Source organism: Arenicella chitinivorans, from assembly GCF_014651515.1.
GTDB lineage: Bacteria > Pseudomonadota > Gammaproteobacteria > Arenicellales > Arenicellaceae > Arenicella > Arenicella chitinivorans.
In genome coordinates this window covers 75,935-93,414 of the sequence record NZ_BMXA01000001.1, presented here as the reverse complement: position 1 = coordinate 93,414, position 17,480 = coordinate 75,935, and the positions used below count along the sequence as shown (strand labels likewise).

Annotated in this window: 15 protein-coding genes; 3 read left to right on the top strand and 12 right to left on the bottom strand. The window is 51.3% G+C overall.

Annotated features, from left to right (window positions below; translation table 11 throughout):
* Positions 1–57: 57 nt before the first annotated feature.
* The 4 genes from IE055_RS00395 to IE055_RS00380 all read right to left on the bottom strand — a co-directional run bounded on the left by IE055_RS00395 (position 58) and on the right by IE055_RS00380 (position 4,094).
* Complete coding sequence (locus tag IE055_RS00395) at positions 58–870, bottom strand: transglutaminase family protein (RefSeq protein ID WP_189398031.1); 813 nt, start codon at positions 868–870, stop codon at positions 58–60.
* On the bottom strand, positions 870–1,820 hold the full coding sequence (locus IE055_RS00390) for an alpha-E domain-containing protein (protein WP_189398030.1): 951 nt from the start codon (positions 1,818–1,820) through the stop codon (positions 870–872). The genes IE055_RS00395 and IE055_RS00390 overlap by 1 nt, the downstream gene beginning before the upstream one ends.
* A 27-nt stretch (positions 1,821–1,847) precedes the next feature.
* Entirely contained in the window at positions 1,848–3,239 is a 1,392-nt protein-coding gene (locus IE055_RS00385; protein WP_189398892.1) for a circularly permuted type 2 ATP-grasp protein, read from the bottom strand.
* A 183-nt stretch (positions 3,240–3,422) separates the two neighbouring features.
* The gene (locus IE055_RS00380) at positions 3,423–4,094 is read right to left on the bottom strand and encodes a Crp/Fnr family transcriptional regulator (RefSeq protein ID WP_189398029.1); all 672 of its coding nucleotides are present in this window, start codon (positions 4,092–4,094) and stop codon (positions 3,423–3,425) included.
* Between the two features lie 86 nt (positions 4,095–4,180).
* Here IE055_RS00380 and IE055_RS00375 point away from each other — a divergent pair, with 86 nt between their 5' ends.
* Entirely contained in the window at positions 4,181–4,996 is an 816-nt protein-coding gene (locus tag IE055_RS00375) for a sterol desaturase family protein (RefSeq protein WP_189398028.1), read from the top strand.
* A 3-nt stretch (positions 4,997–4,999) separates the two neighbouring features.
* Here the strand turns inward: IE055_RS00375 and IE055_RS00370 are convergent, their stop codons facing one another.
* From IE055_RS00370 to IE055_RS00350, 5 genes are all read right to left on the bottom strand, one after another.
* A complete protein-coding gene (locus IE055_RS00370) occupies positions 5,000–6,202 on the bottom strand; it encodes a right-handed parallel beta-helix repeat-containing protein (protein WP_189398027.1) in 1,203 nt (400 codons plus the stop codon).
* A 20-nt stretch (positions 6,203–6,222) separates the two neighbouring features.
* Positions 6,223–7,170, bottom strand: a complete 948-nt coding sequence (locus tag IE055_RS00365) for an alpha-L-glutamate ligase-like protein (RefSeq protein WP_189398026.1) — start codon at positions 7,168–7,170, stop codon at positions 6,223–6,225.
* Between the two features lie 6 nt (positions 7,171–7,176).
* Entirely contained in the window at positions 7,177–8,676 is a 1,500-nt protein-coding gene (locus tag IE055_RS00360; protein WP_189398025.1) for an inactive transglutaminase family protein, read from the bottom strand.
* A gap of 3 nt (positions 8,677–8,679) precedes the next feature.
* On the bottom strand, positions 8,680–9,369 hold the full coding sequence (locus tag IE055_RS00355) for a putative ATP-dependent zinc protease (protein ID WP_189398024.1): 690 nt from the start codon (positions 9,367–9,369) through the stop codon (positions 8,680–8,682).
* An 82-nt stretch (positions 9,370–9,451) separates the two neighbouring features.
* Positions 9,452–10,369 (bottom strand): glutathione S-transferase family protein, encoded by a 918-nt coding sequence (locus IE055_RS00350; protein ID WP_189398023.1) that lies wholly within the window; start codon positions 10,367–10,369, stop codon positions 9,452–9,454.
* A gap of 239 nt (positions 10,370–10,608) precedes the next feature.
* Here IE055_RS00350 and IE055_RS00345 point away from each other — a divergent pair, with 239 nt between their 5' ends.
* Positions 10,609–12,033, top strand: a complete 1,425-nt coding sequence (locus IE055_RS00345; protein WP_189398022.1) for a succinylglutamate desuccinylase/aspartoacylase family protein — start codon at positions 10,609–10,611, stop codon at positions 12,031–12,033.
* Positions 12,034–12,054: 21 nt separating this feature from the next.
* Here the strand turns inward: IE055_RS00345 and IE055_RS00340 are convergent, their stop codons facing one another.
* From IE055_RS00340 to IE055_RS00330, 3 genes are all read right to left on the bottom strand, one after another.
* Positions 12,055–14,091, bottom strand: coding sequence for an extracellular catalytic domain type 1 short-chain-length polyhydroxyalkanoate depolymerase (locus IE055_RS00340; RefSeq protein ID WP_189398021.1), 2,037 nt, complete (start codon positions 14,089–14,091; stop codon positions 12,055–12,057).
* Between the two features lie 249 nt (positions 14,092–14,340).
* Positions 14,341–14,976 carry a TetR/AcrR family transcriptional regulator gene (locus tag IE055_RS00335; protein WP_189398020.1) on the bottom strand — a complete coding sequence of 212 codons (636 nt, stop codon included), beginning with the start codon at positions 14,974–14,976 and terminating at the stop codon, positions 14,341–14,343.
* A gap of 95 nt (positions 14,977–15,071) precedes the next feature.
* Positions 15,072–15,818, bottom strand: a complete 747-nt coding sequence (locus IE055_RS00330; RefSeq protein WP_189398019.1) for an SDR family NAD(P)-dependent oxidoreductase — start codon at positions 15,816–15,818, stop codon at positions 15,072–15,074.
* A gap of 117 nt (positions 15,819–15,935) precedes the next feature.
* On the opposite strand from IE055_RS00330, the gene IE055_RS00325 reads away from it, so the two are divergent.
* Positions 15,936–17,354 carry a sodium:solute symporter family protein gene (locus tag IE055_RS00325; RefSeq protein WP_189398018.1) on the top strand — a complete coding sequence of 473 codons (1,419 nt, stop codon included), beginning with the start codon at positions 15,936–15,938 and terminating at the stop codon, positions 17,352–17,354.
* Positions 17,355–17,480: the final 126 nt, after the last annotated feature.

The following is a 17,480-nucleotide window of genomic DNA, read 5'->3' as shown; positions in this document are numbered from 1 at the left end:
TTTAAATAGTGGTTGGAGTAAACACGCACATTAAGCTAACTGATCGCATTTGGAAAGCTATTGTTGAGCGTGCTGAATATTCACTGACGTTTGCATCGTTTCTTGTCCGACGCCACGTGAAATGCCTCGAATCAGCGCGGCATCCTGCGCGTCGATACCGGAACCCACTCGGATGTAACGCGCGTCGGGACAACAGTTGTTGGTCGGGTCAAAACCTACCCAGCCCAGATCAACAATATTAAGCTCCACCCAAGCATGACTGGCATCGTGGCGATAACCGTCTGTATCGGTTAACAGGTAACCGGTAACATATCGCGCAGGGATCTGGTGCTGCCGAGCAATGGCTAGAAGACAATGTGCATAATCCTGGCACACGCCTTTGCCTAACGCCAATGCCGCCGCCGCCGTCGTGGCCATTTTCGTTGCACCAGTCGTGTACTCTATCGCGGTATGCGTGTGACGCATCAATGCGTGCGCTAGGTTCAATACATTGCCTTCTTCAACGACCACATCACGAGCAAGGTCAACCAAAGCTGGGGTAAGCTTGGTCAACGGACTGTCGCGCAGATAGACCTGCGGTGAAACGACATCCCCAGGGATGGTGTAAACACCGTTGGTGTCGAACGTGTCGACCTCGCCTTGAATGTGGATTTCGAGTGCGGTGTCAAGATTGTCGACAGACATGGTGCGAATAGTGTCGCCAGCACCATCTACAATCTGACGTCCGAACTCCGCGCCGTCTGCTGTGACTTCCCAACGGACTATTTTTTGCGCATTACAGCTGGCTGGAATCAAACGGTGGCTTTGGGTGATCATGCGTTGCGGCTCACTATAGTGATAGGTCGTGGTGTGATTCACAAACAGCTTCATTATCGCTCCCCGAATAGAAATGATTCGCCGATTCGTTCAGCCAGGTGATTATTCTCCAGAATAAAATCACGCAAATATTCGTGCAGTCCGTTGCTGATGATCTGGTCAACGCTAGTCGACGAGATGTCATCAAGCATACGCAGTGCATGCGTCTGCGCGGGTAAGTACTTTTGATAACTCGAGCATAAGTTATCCAATTGTTTTGTCGTCTGACGCACACAATGACTGAGCGAGCGAGGACATCGGCGATTCAGAATTAGAAACTCAGCGACTTTGGCTGGGGAGTGATCACCACCGTACTCCCAGTGGAACGAACGATAGGCCCCAAGCGCTCGCAACAAGGTACTCCACTGGTAGTTGTCAATGCCACCGCCAACCACCTCAGTGGTAGGTAAAAGAATGTGATATTTGATGTCTAACGCACGCGCCGTGTTGTCCGCCCGCTCAACAAAATATCCTAGACTGAAAAAATCACTGCCATCATTGTGGAGTTGTGTGTTGATAAACGCTCCGCGTACCATCGACGCCTGACGCTTGACCCAATCACACAGTTCCGGCAACGCCAGTCGGTTTGCCGGGTCGGCCTCGAACTCACGGAATGCGAGATACATCTGATTGATGGCAAGCCAGACTTCGCTGGTAATTGCAGTGCGCACCTGACGGGCATTATCTCGAGCCACACGTAAACAGCTGACAATACTGCTCGGGTTACTGTCGTCATAGATCAAAAACTGCACGACATTCTCTTCGCTCTGCTCGGCATACACCTGACTGAACTGGTTAATCGTATTGGTCGCGGTAAGGATCGAATGCCATTCAGACGCGTAGCCACCCGACTGCGCAGGGATCATTGACATCCGGTAGCCGACTTCCATATGCCGTGCAAGGTTGTCTGCTCGCTCCATATAGCGAGAAGTCCAAAATAGCGATTCAGCATTACGACTTAGCATGTTTTTGTTCCAATCTTGTTAGTCCAATTAATTCGACAATACCCATGTGTCTTTAACACCACCGCCTTGCGACGAGTTGACCACCAAGGAACCTTGTTTCAAAGCAACACGTGTCAAACCACCTGGACACAGCTCGATTTTTTCACCAACCAGACAGTACGGTCGTAGGTCTACGTGTCGCGGCGCGAGCTCTTGGTCGACATACGTTGGCGTGGTTGAGAGCGCCAACGTTGGCTGGGCGATGAAGTCATCAGGATCAGCCAGTATCCGCAGACGGTAGGCTTCGATCTCTTTTTTGCTGGCAGCCGGGCCGACCAACATTCCATAGCCACCCGAACCATGAACTTCTTTTACCACCAGCTCAGGTAAGTTGGCTAAAACGTAGTTAAGATCATCGGGCTCTGAGCAACGCCAGGTTCGCACATTGTTCAATAGCGGCTCCTCACCCAGATAAAAACGAATCATTTCCGGTACATAGGTGTATACGGCTTTGTCGTCCGCTACACCTGCACCAGGCGCTGAGCAAATCTGTACACCACCAGCACGATACGCGTTCATCAAGCCGGGGACGCCCAGCATTGACTCCGGGCGAAAGCACAGCGGATCAATAAAACTGTCATCGATGCGCCGATAAATGACGTCCACCCGGCGCGGTCCGCGTGTGGTACGCATATACACAAAATCGCCTTTGACAAATAAATCTCGGCCTTCCACTAACTCGACACCCATCTGGTCTGCCAAAAAGGAATGCTCAAAGTACGCGGAATTAGCCGATCCCGGCGTTAACACCACGACCGTTGGCTCCTGCTCACATTTGGGTGGTGCCACTGATTTCAAGGTTTTTCTGAGCAGGCTGGGGTAGTTGTCGACCGGCATAATGCGATTGCTGCGAAACAAGGCCGGAAATAGCCGCATCATGATTTCGCGATTCTCCAGCATATACGACACGCCCGACGGCGTTCGGCAATTGTCTTCTAACACGTAGAACTCATCTGGGCCAGTCCGCACCATGTCCACGCCAACCACGTGCGAAAACACTTTATGCGAAGGCGAAATGCCCACCACCGCTCGTTCGTACGCGTCATTCTGATAAACCAGTTTAGCCGGGATGCGGCCCGATCGGACAATTTCGCCGCGATGATAAACATCCCACAAGAACGCGTTCAAGGCACGTGCTCGCTGCTTGATGCCGCGCTCCAATTTAGACCACTCGTTGGCAGTAAAAATACGCGGCATGATATCGAACGGAATTAAACGTTCCGTATCACCGCCTTCACCATAGACAGCAAATGTAATTCCGATTTGTCGAAACAGAGTTTCAGCTTCACGGTGCTTTTGCAACAACACGGCGGGATCGGTACTTTCGATCCACCGCAATACATCTTTATAGGGCTCTCGCACACGGTCGCCCGACTTCATTTCATTAAATGACACGCAGGAATTTCCTAAGATAAGTCTCGATATTGGATGAACCAACGACGTTGCTGGCGAGAAATAGCGTCACTCGTGGTCCATACCATGGAACCGATCTAGCGACCACATCACCCATTGTGCAGAATTTGCCACGGTTTGTCATACTGATCGCAGAGAATAATTCGCAGATCAATCACATGTCGCGTCTAACCAAGCTCGCATCGCATCCAGGTCAAGCAGCTCGATATAACGATAACCCAGGCTAACAAACCCCAACGACTGCAGCGTGTGTAACGCCTTGCCAATCGAGACTCTCGAGACGCCAATCGTGTACGCTAACTCTTCCTGCCGACAAACGAAGTTGCGGTGCTGACCGGAAGTCTTGGCCATAGTGAGCAGAATGCGAGCCGTACGTTGCGGCAAAGGTAAGCGACGAATGGCATCCAGCATCTCCAGCAACAAATGGGAACGCAGTAAGGTTGTGGTCAGCAAAGCCTGCGAGATTTCAGCATGTTGTGCATACAACTGCATGAAGCTATGTCCCGTCAGCTGATACACCGACGTATCTCGGCCAGCGTACACGTCATGTGTTCTCGGCAAGTCAGTAAAAAGGGTAAATTCTCCGAAGCATTCGCCTGCACCCAAGATCGCTGTCATCACAAATCTGCCATCACGCCCATAGACTCCAACATGGGCCACACCGTCGGCGACAATGGAAATTCCCGGCAATGTGGTGCCTCTGCTATGCACCAACTGACCATCTTGATACTGCACTAATCGACCGGCAGCCTTGACCTTCTCCACCACGGGTGGGCTGAGCTGTGAAAGAAAGTTTGGCGTATTAATGCGCAATAGATCCATCGAACACCCAATTGCTAAATAGTTAGCATTATGCTGCCGAATTCACTGCTAACGTGCAAGGTCAATCGATCATTGGCAGCGTGGCTATGAAACCGGAACTCGTGATTATCGTGGCAATCTTTAGCGGATTTATTCTGCTCGAGATCGCTCTTACTCAGTTTTTTCACAAACCTGGACAGACCCGTTCGGACGCATTGGTGGAGTCGATCAGCACCGGCGTATTGATGTTCATTACCCAACCTTTGGCAATCGCAGGCGGCATGGGCGTTGCCGCGCTACTAGCACCTGACTGGCACAACGCAATCGCGAACTGGCATTGGCTGGCAGTCTTTGGGTTGTTTTTAATCTTCGACGACATGCTCCAATATTGGTGGCATCGCCTCTCACACACCGTTCCCTGGCTGTATAATCTGCATCGGCCGCATCACAATGCGGCGTACCTATCAATCCGAGTGGTGTATCGCAACAACGTCTTCTACTACCTATTAATGCCTGGACTTTGGTTCTCCGGCGCGTTGTTGTACTTCGGTGGTGCGCACGTCTATGCCATCTACCTGGTCATTAAGATGACCGTTATATTTGCTGCACACAGTGACGTACGATGGGATCGTTCACTGTATCAGATACGCGGTTTGTCACCACTGATGTGGTTGCTTGAACGAATTATTTCCACGCCAGCCACTCACAGCGCTCACCACGGAAAACATGCTGCCGATGGTGTCACGCACTACAAAGGCAACTACGGAAACCTGCTGTTTCTTTGGGATGTGCTGTTCGGCACGGCAAAAATTACCCGGCGTTATCCGGACGAGTTCGGCGTCGAAAACCTACCCGACACATCAACCGCTGAACAACTATTGTGGCCGCTCATCAAACAGTCGACTGACAAGCCGACCACATGAGATTCAATCATCCAGTAATAAACTAAATGGCGGCAACACGGCGTCAGACCTGCGGTCATTGCCTTGCAGTAAAGCGCGGATACGACGAAATGCGCCGACCTGACCATCCGCAACGGATCCGGCCACCGGGGTAAAGTCCGCTATTTGCGCAAAAGCACCATGCATGGCATTTTGGTAATAGCGAGAATAATGTGCTGCCGCCTGTGGCTTATCCCATTGCGCCACGATATTGGTGGCTGGAAACCGCTCCTCATCTGAGAACGTATTATTCGCCTCGAAATTAAAGGCTTTGTCACTCCCGCTTGGCAGCGCAATATAGGTCGCCTTTTGTGACCCGGCAGCCCGCAATACAGTATTGTAGCGCGCGCGAATACCACGTCCCGCCGATACCGAAATGCCGCGGTTGTGCGCGGTGTAAATCAAATTATCCTCGAACAGCAGGTTTTCGAAGTCAGCATCGTCAAAAAATAGACCTTGAAACGAACGACTACCCATCATCGCAACATTTCCCCGAAAAACCGCATTACTTACTGGTCCTTGCCCTTGCATAAAATCCACATGGGCACTTGGTGCTGCATAGATATGCTGGGCACCAAAGTTGTTAGTGACACTGGCCTGATCCACTCCACCAAACTTGAAACAGTCGGCCGCCACCCAGTCACAACGGTTAGCGTCGACAGCGATCTCACGTACGCCGAAAAATATATACGCCGCGCTTCGCACATCGGATACCGAGTTGCCTTCAACCACTATGTCAGATGAATCTTCACCAACATTGATTCCATACAGCGTGCTGACCTGAGTGTAGACCGGTGCTTGCCGGTTGAATTGATTCTTGCCGTGAATCTGCGAATTTAGAATGTCGACATCGCTGCTAGCAAAAATACCAATACCTTCACGCGATTCAGCCACCACCTTAAGCGCGTCTATACGCAAATGACGTGACGCCTCAATCTCGATATGCGAGAACACTGCTGGGTTCGATTTATTACTCGACTCGAGCGTCACAAATTGTGTGAAGACACGGTCTTTAAGCGTCAATACGCCATAATTGCCAGGTGCTAAACGAATGATATCGCCCGAATTTGTGTTTATCAGCGCCGCTGATAATTCCGCGGGATTCTGTACCTGGATCGTGGCGGCACTCGCTTGATGCACGATGCTGGTAAAACACAACACCAGCCAGATCGAGTTGAACCAAGTCATGGTCTGCCTCTCAGTTCGTATCACTGGAAATGGGTTTTGACGTAGTCGACGCGCTGCGCCACGGTTGGCGTACGTCGATACTTGAGTGCCTCGATTTGCTTCAAGCGAGGTAGCAAGCCCAGACGATTTGCCATTTGAATTGCCAACCCAGGACGCGCATTCAATTCCAGAACTAACGGGCCGCGATTCTTATCCAATACGATATCGGCGCCCAAATATCCAAGCCCACACATTTCATAGCAACCCGCCGACAGATGTAACAATCGGTCCCAGCTCTCGATAACGATATCTGACAGGTCTCTATCCGTATCCGGGTGGCGTGTTACCGGACGATCGAACTGCACCGCAGATCGGGCCACACCTGTAGCGATACTAAGCCCCACACCGACGGCGCCCTGGTGTAGATTGGCTTTACCATCACTCGCATGCGTTGCCAGCCGCAACATCGACATCACCGGGTAACCTCTGAACACCACCAAGCGAATATCCGGCACCCCTTCGTGGCTTAGACCATCGAACACCGGGTCAAATTCAATCAATGCTTCGACCACGGCCACATCCGCAGCACCACCCAAACTGAAGAGCCCGGCCAAGATGTTTGAGACATGACGCACGATATAGTCGCGACTGACATAATCACCGCTGGCCTTTTTATAACCGTTTTCATCCGAGTGCAAAATGACCAGAATGCCTTTGCCGCCGCTGCCTTTGGCCGGCTTAATGCAGAACCCTTGGTGTTTTTGCAAAATCTCGAAGACCAACTCCACATCGTGCTGATACTGCACCACACCCAGCAAATCGGGCACTGCGATTCCGTATTCTAAAGCCAATGTTTTGGTCTTCAGTTTATCGTCAACATTCGGAAATAGGCTGCGGTCGTTGTAACGTGAGATGTACGCAAAATTACGTTGGTTCATCCCCATCACACCAAGACGTCGCAGCTTAAATGGATTCGCGAGGTTAAACATATTGGCCTAGAAATGATCCGTCATGGGTTTAAAGCGTCGCAACTCCAAAAGTCGATAACCGGTGTACTGTCCCATCAACAAAACCGCCGCCATAATCAGCGCATGCACTCCGAGGAAGTTAAAGGCCCAGTGACGAATCAACGCGTTGTCCATCATGAGATAGGCAATTACCGCCACAATCAAGCTACCGAAGCCCTGAACCAGCACTTCCTTACCGCCTTCTTCTTCCCATAGAATCGACATTCTCTCAATGGTCCAAGCCATGATAATCATCGGGAAAAACGTCACAGTGAGCGCCTCCGTCAAGCCTAGCCTGAACGCGATGATGGTAAACAACACGATTATTCCAATCACCAATATCACGACGGCGGATATGCGCGACACCAACAATAAATTGAGGTGCGATAGATATGACCGTATCACCAGACCGGTGGACACGATCAGCAAAAATCCAACCACACCGTTCAGTAACTCCGTTTGGATGAAAGAAGTTGCGATCAAAATAGGCATGAAGGTGCCACTGCATTTAATGCCGACAATCACGCGTAAAAACACCACCACCAACGCCCCGATCGGCAATAACAATATGCCTTTAAACAGGTTTTGCTCGGCAATTGGTAAATTGTATAAACCAAAATGAAAGCTCTCGTTGTCTGCGAAGCTTGCATTTGCTTCCTGTAAGGCACTCTTGGTTTCACTGCTGATGGAAAATACAATCTTGGAGTTATTCCCTCCAACCACATCCAACAGTGCAGGCGAGTCCTGTAACCAAATCAAAACCGGGTGACCCGGACTCAAACTATTGGATTGCAGATCAAATAAGTGCCAGCGCTCATTGAAGTACGCTTGTACCAACGGAACCAGTGATTGGTTTCGACGCCCGTCTTCCAGGACCAGACCGCCAACCCGGCGACTGGGCACCGCCGCCATTTCCAACAGATGCAAAAACACGTCGGTTTTGGTGTGGCGTGACAGCAACATCGCGACAGTTTGATCCTCAGAATCAAGCATGGACTCAAGTTGTCGCACTAGCAATCCAGTATCCGCAGACTTTTGGAACACATCATTCAATAAGGTCTGCGCCGAACTTTGATAGGGCTCTTCCCATGGTTCAAAGTTACTCACTGGCATCGGTTTCGCCGGTTTCGGCTCCGAGCGCGCTTCCTTGTAGGTCGCCTGGTAATACAGTGTTTGACGACCTTTGACGTGCCGTTTGCTCCACGTGACCTTCGCACTCGAATTGTCTCGATCAACATGCACACCGTACGCCGGAGATGCGGTAAACTCCTCCATCAGTTCGAAATTCGCGTCCCGCGGAAGGTTCAGCTGTGCATTAACCGCGCCGTTATTGCCAGTAAAACTAATTTCGGCTTCAACTTGCCAAACCGTGATCTGTTCCCCAGGCGTCAGAGGCACACCTATTTCAACGTGTCGGTAATAAATGGTCGATAAGCCGACGACGATGAGCGCGAGTACCAGAAAGAAAAAAGGCGCGCGAGCTGACATGAGTTATTTTCCTCCCAGCAACATTTTTTGACTCACATCAACCACGGCGATGTCCCGCAAAAAACTACGTCCGAGTAATACCTGGTAGTCCAGATTAGTTCGATCCGACAGATTAAATAACTGCTTTCGATACACCTGACCGCCTACCCGAATATCCAATTTAATTTCATAGCGCTCTTCTGTAATTGAGTTACTTGCTTTGACACGCACCTGATCAAATACGGGATACTCAATGGTCTCTGCGTCCTTCTTTTTATTTAAACTAAAACGGATCCAGTCATCGCCATTTCGCTCAAATGGCTGCAGGTGGTAAACACCCAACGACGACGTATCTGCACCGGTATCCACACGCGCAGTGAGCGTCATGCTTTCTTTGGCAAGTGTTATTTTTTCAACCTCACCGAGTATCAACTTAGTCGAGCCAGCTGCTACCGCGACGGGTTTAGCGGTGGTGCAGCGCTCCACCACCTTGGTTGTTTCTTTTACTTTTTCAAATTGCTTTATCTGCGTACCGAGCTCTGCCAGTCGCGCATCACAGCTGGCTTCAAATTTTCCGGCCAAACTGGCTTCCATGCTCTCGAGGCGCTGCTTGAGTTCATCGTGTCTAGTCATGGATTCCGTATCGGGCTGTGGCGTCGAAACACACGCGGCCAGAGCTAAAGTCAGCACTAAAACGGGCAGGAACTTAGTCATAATTAAAGGGGCAGTTTAGATTTCGATGTATGTTAGCGACATTCGTGACGCGTGAACAGTGTTATGAATGAATAGCTTGAGGTCACTTACCCGTGATCGATAGCTCATAACCCCGCGCTGGGAAATGCACGTGCAAGGTCCCGAATCGATCGGTGTGACGCGCAATAATCCAGCGGTTGGCATCAACACCAACTAACTGCCCCGTGACACCGTCGCGTGCGTAATCATTGGGCCGAATCACCACACTAGCGCCAATATCATCATGTTCACGCTGGGTGGTTGGTATCCGACGAGGCTCACTCTCGCGGGCGGCCTGACATACCTGAGCAGGTTTAATCTTCGCCTTCTCACCGTGGCCGAATGCGCGCATTCTAGCCTGCCATGCCAAAGCCGACGATTTGCCTTGTAAGTACTTCTCGGGGCGCGTTAGATCTGCAAACCACACCACGTGATACGCGGCAAAGTCAGCAATGGTAGGCTTATCACCGAAGAGAAATTGATTGTCTGCGGCGCGCGCATCCAACTCATCACGAAACGCGTTTAGTGCAGCGACACGTTCAGTTTTTGACAATCTTGGCGCTTTCGACGTTTTTGCTACTCGAGCACGATCTCGCATCAACCTGACAATCTGCCACGGCCAGTATCGACGCAACAACATACCCAGTGCGGATTTAGGAATCACGCTTTGCACTACCGCCATAAACACGGCCTGCTCGGTATGTTGCACAAAGGATTGAATCTCTGCGGCACAGTTCACCAAAGCAAGCTGCGGGTTGCTTGCCAGATCGGCAATCTCTTCTGCGATCAAATTGGAATCACAAAACAAATCCGCACCAATCTGTGCTACAGGAATTCGACGGTAACCCCCGACCAGCGGATCAAGCACCGGCCGCGGTGGTTGCGGTGGCACAACCACAGACTGCCAAGCCATATCGGTATAACCGAACAAGCAACGGATTTTTTCTGAGTATGGTGATACTCCATAGTGATGTAGGATCATCGCAACAAGGTATAGGATTTAAGTCGCAAAAGGTATGAGTATACGCGTCGCGCTGCACTCACAGCCAGTTGAATTTAAATTCACCCGTCTGCTCGATCCTAGAATCGAGCAGCTCACGGCAACCTTCTTGTCTCGCTTGGTAAAGATTACCGAAGTATGTCGAATTTGACACATAGTTTTCCAACCGGTACGGCATAATGAGGCAACACAATAGAATACGATTACACACCACATCCACGATGCATCAGGTTTTCACCAAGCCCCTCGTTCTAAGCAGTCTGTTAGGGTTATTCGCAAACGATTACGCATACGCGCAAACATCCGCTGCAACCGATTCTGTCCCCGACCAAACTATTCTTGTACAAACCGACGTGGCCGATAACACCGAGCCGTTACAAGACAACGCTGTGCCGCCAAGCACGACGGCCAAGGCGATACCGACACCTGGCACAGAGGACGCTGACGGTATCGAGCCGGCGACGCGAGCACCCAATGTTGAAGATGAACCGCTTCCAGCGGAATTGACGATCCTTAAACAAATCGTCAAACCGGGTAAATCAGCTGTCCTGAAATGGGAAGTTGAGGCTACGTTCGTCGATGCTTCGGCACCGGTACCCGTGTTGGTGGTCAATGGTACAACACCGGGTCCTACCCTGTGTTTGACCGCAGCAATTCACGGCGATGAACTTAATGGTATTGAGATTGTGCGGCGCGTGGTGCATGAAATTGACCCAGAAAAACTTACCGGTGCCGTCATCGGAGTACCAATCGTCAATCTCCAAGGGTTTCAACGTGCGAACCGCTACTTGCCAGATCGTCGCGACTTGAATCGCTACTTTCCTGGACGTATCAAAGGCAGCTACGCATCGCGGATCGCTCACTCGTTTTTTAGCGAGATTATTTCGCATTGCGATTTCTTGGTTGACCTGCACACCGGCTCACTCAGCCGCACCAATTTACCGCAAATTCGGGCCAACCTGATGATTCCCGAGGTCGCTGCGCTGGCGGAAAAAATGGGTTCCATTGTCGTTTTACAGAGCAAAGGTGCCTCCGGCACGTTACGCCGCGCGGCCACCGAGGCAGGCATTCCGGCCGTCACTCTGGAGGCTGGCGCACCCAATAATCTGCAGAAAGATGCCGTTGAGTCTGGAGTTAAAAGCGTGCTCAGCGCCATGGATTCGCTGGGCCTGACGGCGCCGAAACCGTTTTGGAAACGCAGTCAGGAACCTGTATTCTACCAATCCACTTGGATTCGGGCGCGCAAGGGCGGCATCCTGTTCAGTAAAGTTGAACTTGGCGACACAGTCAAAAAAGGCAGCGTACTGGGGCTATTGAGCGACCCGATCAGTAATCGAACAACAAAAATCATTGCCCCCATAGAAGGGCGCGTGATTGGAATGGCTCTGAATCAAGTCATGTACCCCGGCTTTGCTGCCTATCACATTGGACTAAAATCTTCGATTGTCGACGCCGCGCAACCACAAGACCTGATACCAGAAGAACCTTCACCTGACGCCAGTGACCCAGATATAGCGGAAACCAGTAGCACCGACATACCCACCTCAGAGACCGAGGAAATTGACTCTGACGAGGCGGAATTCGACGTAGATGAAAGCACTTCGATTGAAGAAATGGAGCTGCCGACGGTCGACGCTGATGATTAAACCAACTCGCAAATACGCACGCTAAGGACACGTACCTTGCTCAAAGTACCCAGCGCTGGTTTCAGCCAATGTGGTGTAACTAAATGTATTGAACAATCCTAAATAATCGTTCGACCCTACCGCGTACACGAGATACGCACTGGTCGTCGCACGCCCAGCGAGTACATGCGCGTAATTGCTGCTGGTGAACGTCTCACAACTCGTACCCGGCCCATTGGGAGTCGAATCACACACGTTGCCAAGTCCGTCTTGGTCGTTATCGGCCTGATCAGTGTTCGCATCGTTAGGGCAATTATCAGCAGCATCGGCTACGCCATCACCGTCACTGTCGGTTGGCGTCGCGCCGCCCGTGCTGCAGGCTTGCAGCGGGCCCGCACAACTGCTGTCGGCATCCGCAACCCACTGACACTGACCATTACTCTGCGGGTATTCACGCATGGTAAATGCAGCAGTCCCAAACGCCAGATAACACTGCGCATAACCGCTGCCCCAACTGATGTGCCCCTGTTGAATATGCAAGTTGTAATCGCCGTTCACACCGGCATCGACCGAATACGAGACCGACGCCGACGTCGACAAACCACTGACATCAATGGCTTGAATCTGCGCAATTGCCGAACCACCGGGTAGATTGCACGCCTGCGCGGTAAATGTGGTGCCATTTACCGTTGCGTCAACGGTGCTTTGCGCATTAAAACTCACTGTTACCGAGGCGAGATCTTGATTTATATCCGTCACGGTCCCCTCGATCGTGACGCATTGTTGTGCAACTGTCGCCGTCAAACCAGACAGGACCGGTGCGGCGTCCGGTGGTGGCGGGCCCACGCGCTGGGTGTCACTGACCGCCGAACTGGACTTTCCTTCATTATCTACTGCGGTGACTTCAACCACATAGAGCCCATCAACCAGACTCATCGACTGCTGCGAGAAAGACGCACTTCCACCGCTCAAGCTTACCGACAGACTTTGGATTTCCGTGGTCGTCGTCGTCCCTATCTCGGAAATCACAATGCTCACTTCCGACAATTGCGTGTCGTCACTAGCCGCACCAGAAATGGATAAGACATTGCCACTCGCAGCGACCGACAGTGATGTAATCTCCGGCGCTTGATTCCGGCTCACGCGCAAGTTGTTCTGCGCAAAATAGTCACCCAAAAAGTGGGCAAAGTTAATACTCGCCGCACCGATATAACTCCCACTCGCGCCTGCACCACCAGACCAAGAATGATCTAGATCATCGAGCCACAGCATGGCAACACGATTAGCGCTCCACAGCGCAAGGCTGGCCGTCTGGCCGTTGCCTTCGCTAAGGGTCACCGTACCCGCCTGCTGGGTCACACCATACAAGGCAGCATAACCGTTGGCATTTTGCTGGTTGTAACAGGTATTGACTGTGGTGTCGGCGGTACCGTGACCGACGACTGCCAATTGGGTATTGAAGTAGGATTGATAGGCCGCACCCGCATAGTTCTCACAGCGCGCCACAAACGTGTTACTGCTGACCGATTCACACGTTGAAATCGCACCGCTGGAACTGGTACCAATTGTCGGTCCGGCACTGGATGCGACCCCAGCAAAAACATCCGGTGCGACACACGCGGCTTGCGCGGCGAATGTGGCGCCCGAAGACAAACCTGCAATGTAGATTTGATCGGCATCGATGTTGCGGCTGGCATCACCGCTCATGGTGTTAGCAAGACTAATCACGTTGGCGTAATCACCCGAGTTTCGATTAATTGCGCCCTGCCAATACGACCAACAACTGAACCCAGCTTTATTCATTGCGTCTGGCACCGCGACCACCATACCGTAATCCTCCGCGGCGGTTTCAAGGTTGGCGGTGAGATAGGCGCTGATTGGCTGCACACATCCATGTAATACGATCATCAGAGCGCGGCCATCGCCGACCGAGGAAATTGAATCAGGGGTATAAATGTGTACGGAATTAAAGCCACCGATGCTGACATTTTGCTGCCAGCTGCCAGCTTGTACAGTCAGCGGCAAAAAAGCAAATAGAGTAAAGATCGCGGCCAGATGCCGCCGATAAGAATAGAACATCGTTGTTCCTCCGAGTGGATATGCGGCCGTTCGAATACGGTGTTCGAAAGTGATTATTGGACGTTGTCGGCCTGGGGTTTGATGGGCGGCAATAACAGACAACAACACCGCGCGAACAAATTCAACTAATGTTGAATTGCAGACAAATGATATTCAACAAACGTTGAGAATGTCAAGCGCACTGGCGCCAGGGCTAACGAAAGCACTCTGACGATAAACGAAAATAGGGTGAGGTTCGCTAAGCGGCGATCAGCCACATACGCGTGTGAATCCAGCAGCCATAAAGGGAATCATAGCAGTGTAAGCTGCCTCTAAATCGTCGGAACGACACTTGCCATTTGATAATTTGTCGATCCGACCAGTCTGCGCAAACGTGAGCGTTAGCGCACCAGAGAGGTTTTGATAACACCAATAAATATCTTCTTCCCGCGCCTGCGGTAATGCCTGCTTGAGCGCCGCGATAAACTCACTAACCAGCTCATCGAACAGGCTCGACATCATGGACTTGCCCCAGACCGGCGAGTTATTCACATAAGCAATCAGAGCCAGATAGTTTGTCCAGCCTTCGTCCGCCGCGCCCAATGCCATCTTTAATGGTCGCAGAAATGCTTCAACAATCTGCTCTACACTGGGTCCCTCGGTGCCAGCTTGTCGCTGGTACTCGCGAAGTGCGCTTAAACGCGAACTGTTGAGCAATTCGGCACGGCGCTCAAAGACAGCATTAAACACGTCGATTTTGCGGCCAAAATGGTAGTTTGCAAGCGCGACATCAACGTCAGCGCGACTAGCGATCTGGCGCATGGTAACGCCGTCATAACCATGGATGGCAAACAGTGCTTCGGCAGCGTCTAGGATTCGTTCGCTCTTGGAGGATGATTTGGGCACTGGTTTAGCACTAAAAGGCAGAAAGGTTGTGTTGATTATAAGAACCTCGCAGATTAGCGTCAATTTCGCTGTGCGGCCAGTGGCGCCCCTGCCGTTTACAACCGTAAGCCACCATCAATCTCCAAAACCCGTCCGTTAAAATAGTCATTTTGCAACGCGAATAGAACACCCGATGCGATTTCAGCTGGTTGCGCCATTCTATTCACTGGGATTTGCGCCTCAATACGTGACAGAATTTCTGGTGGCATACTGGCGGTCATCTCCGTGCGCACAAAACCCGGCGCGATCGCGACCGAACGTATTCCATAGCGTGCCAATTCCTTGCACCAGGTGGTGCTCATGGCAACCACGGCCGCCTTGGTAGCCGAGTAGCTGGTCTGCCCTACGTTCCCGGCACGACTGATACTGGAGATGTTGACGATCACGCCTTTGACCCCAGCCTTAACCATGTGCGCTGCCGCCTCTCGTCCGCAGAGAAATGAGCCGGTCAAATTGACATCTAACACTGACTGGAAACGAGACAACGCCAAACTGGTCACATCACCCTCTCGCTGTTTGAGTAACAAACCGTCGTTGGTTACCCCTGCATTATTGATCAATGCATCCACCGCACCGCACGCATCAACAATCCGTTGAAACACATCGACCACTTGAGCCTCGTCACATAGGTTTGCGGCATAGCCCGTGGCGCCAGGAAGCTGAGCTATTGCTTGGTCGATTCGTTGCTGATCAATATCGATCAAGACCACGTTTGCATGGTGTGCTTGCATGGCGCGGGCCATCTCCAGTCCTAAACCGCCGGCGCCGCCGGTGATGACAATTACTTTGCGTGTAAGTTCCATAGTTTACCCTGTCTGATCGGTTGTAATTTTAAAACGGCGCTAATCATTGCATAAATACAATTGCAAATTCAACATACGTTGAATATAGTTTGCGGATAATTTTAAGAGGCCACCATAATGACACCCGAATTGTTCAAATACCTAATCACTTTCAGCTACGCCGGACTGGTTCTCTGGTTATCCTGGGTCGGCATGCGACGCACCAGCGATTTGAAAGGCTTTGCAATAGGGAACAAAGACATGAGCCCGTATGTTATCGGTTTCACATTGGCGGCCTCAATTGCCTCCACGGCAACCTTTGTTATTAACCCGGGGTTTGTCTACCAGGATGGACTCTCCGCTTTTCTGCACTACGGCGTCTCAGCATCACTCGGGATTCTCGCCGCATTCTTGGTCTTGACACGCGGCTTTCTTCGCCTCGGTGAGCAGCACCGAGCCCTAACCATCCCCGAATGGATTTATCATCGCTATCAGAGCCGAGAATTACGTCTGTTTTTCGCGTTCATTAACTTGCTGTCAATCACCTTCGTCGTACTGATTTTAGTTGGTTGCGCAATCCTGATGACCGGGCTGTTTCCAGTGACTCAAACGCAGGCACTTATCATCATCTTACTGTTTGTATTCTCGTACGTTTTGATGGGCGGCACCTATGCGCATGCGTATACCAATACTTTGCAAGGCGTCATGATGCTGATGATCGCACTGCTCTTATTCGTCGATGGCATGGATTATTTTGATCAAGGCATTCTGTCCTCATTGCAATCGGTCAGTGAGCATTACGCCAGTGTGTATAACCCCGAGAGTCGTCTCTACTACGATTTCATCTCCGTCTTTCTGAGCGGCTTCGTCGTCACCTTTGCGCTGATGTTACAGCCACACATTCTGACCAAGGTGCTCTATCTGCGGGGCGAACACGATATCGCAAAATTTATAACCACCACCGTGGTTGTCGGCTTTTGTTTCAGCCTGATCCTAGCAGTGGGTTTTTATGCACGCTTGGCCGGGCTTGATATACCCAATCAAGACGCCGTAGTTCGTGAGTACTTGCTGCACCGGTTTTCTGAAGGTGCACTCGGTCAATACATCCTCACCTTCATCTTCCTAACCTTGCTGGCCGCTGGAATGAGCACGCTAGATGGCATTCTGGTGTCACTCTCCGCCATGGTGATCAATGACATCGCCACCCCTCTTTTTGGCGGTCTAAAGAACGCATTAATGTGGTCACGTGGCTTGTTAATCCTGGTTGGCGTTGTAGCCCTAATACTGGCCCTAAATCCACCACCCCTAATTGGCTTGTTCGCACAAAAAGGCGTTTACGGATTGGCCGCGGCATCCGCTGCACCAATTCTATTTGGCGTATTACTCACCCGGCCACTACCCGCTTGGATAATCGGCATGGCCGCCGCGATTGGGCTTGCTATGCACCTGATCTTGAATCTGTTGTTGGGTGTCACCAACCCCGCTGTTTCGGCCACGGTGGCAATTGGCGTTTCCGTATTGCTCGTCGGTTGCTACACGCTTGTGACGCGTAAATAGCCGCCCCCTGACAGCGATCGACCCTCCGTGTGTTGACAGTTCAACAATCGTTGAGTATTCTGAAATCAACAGTTGTTGAATTTCTATTGCCTGCATTTTGGATTTAATCACTGTCATACAAACTTA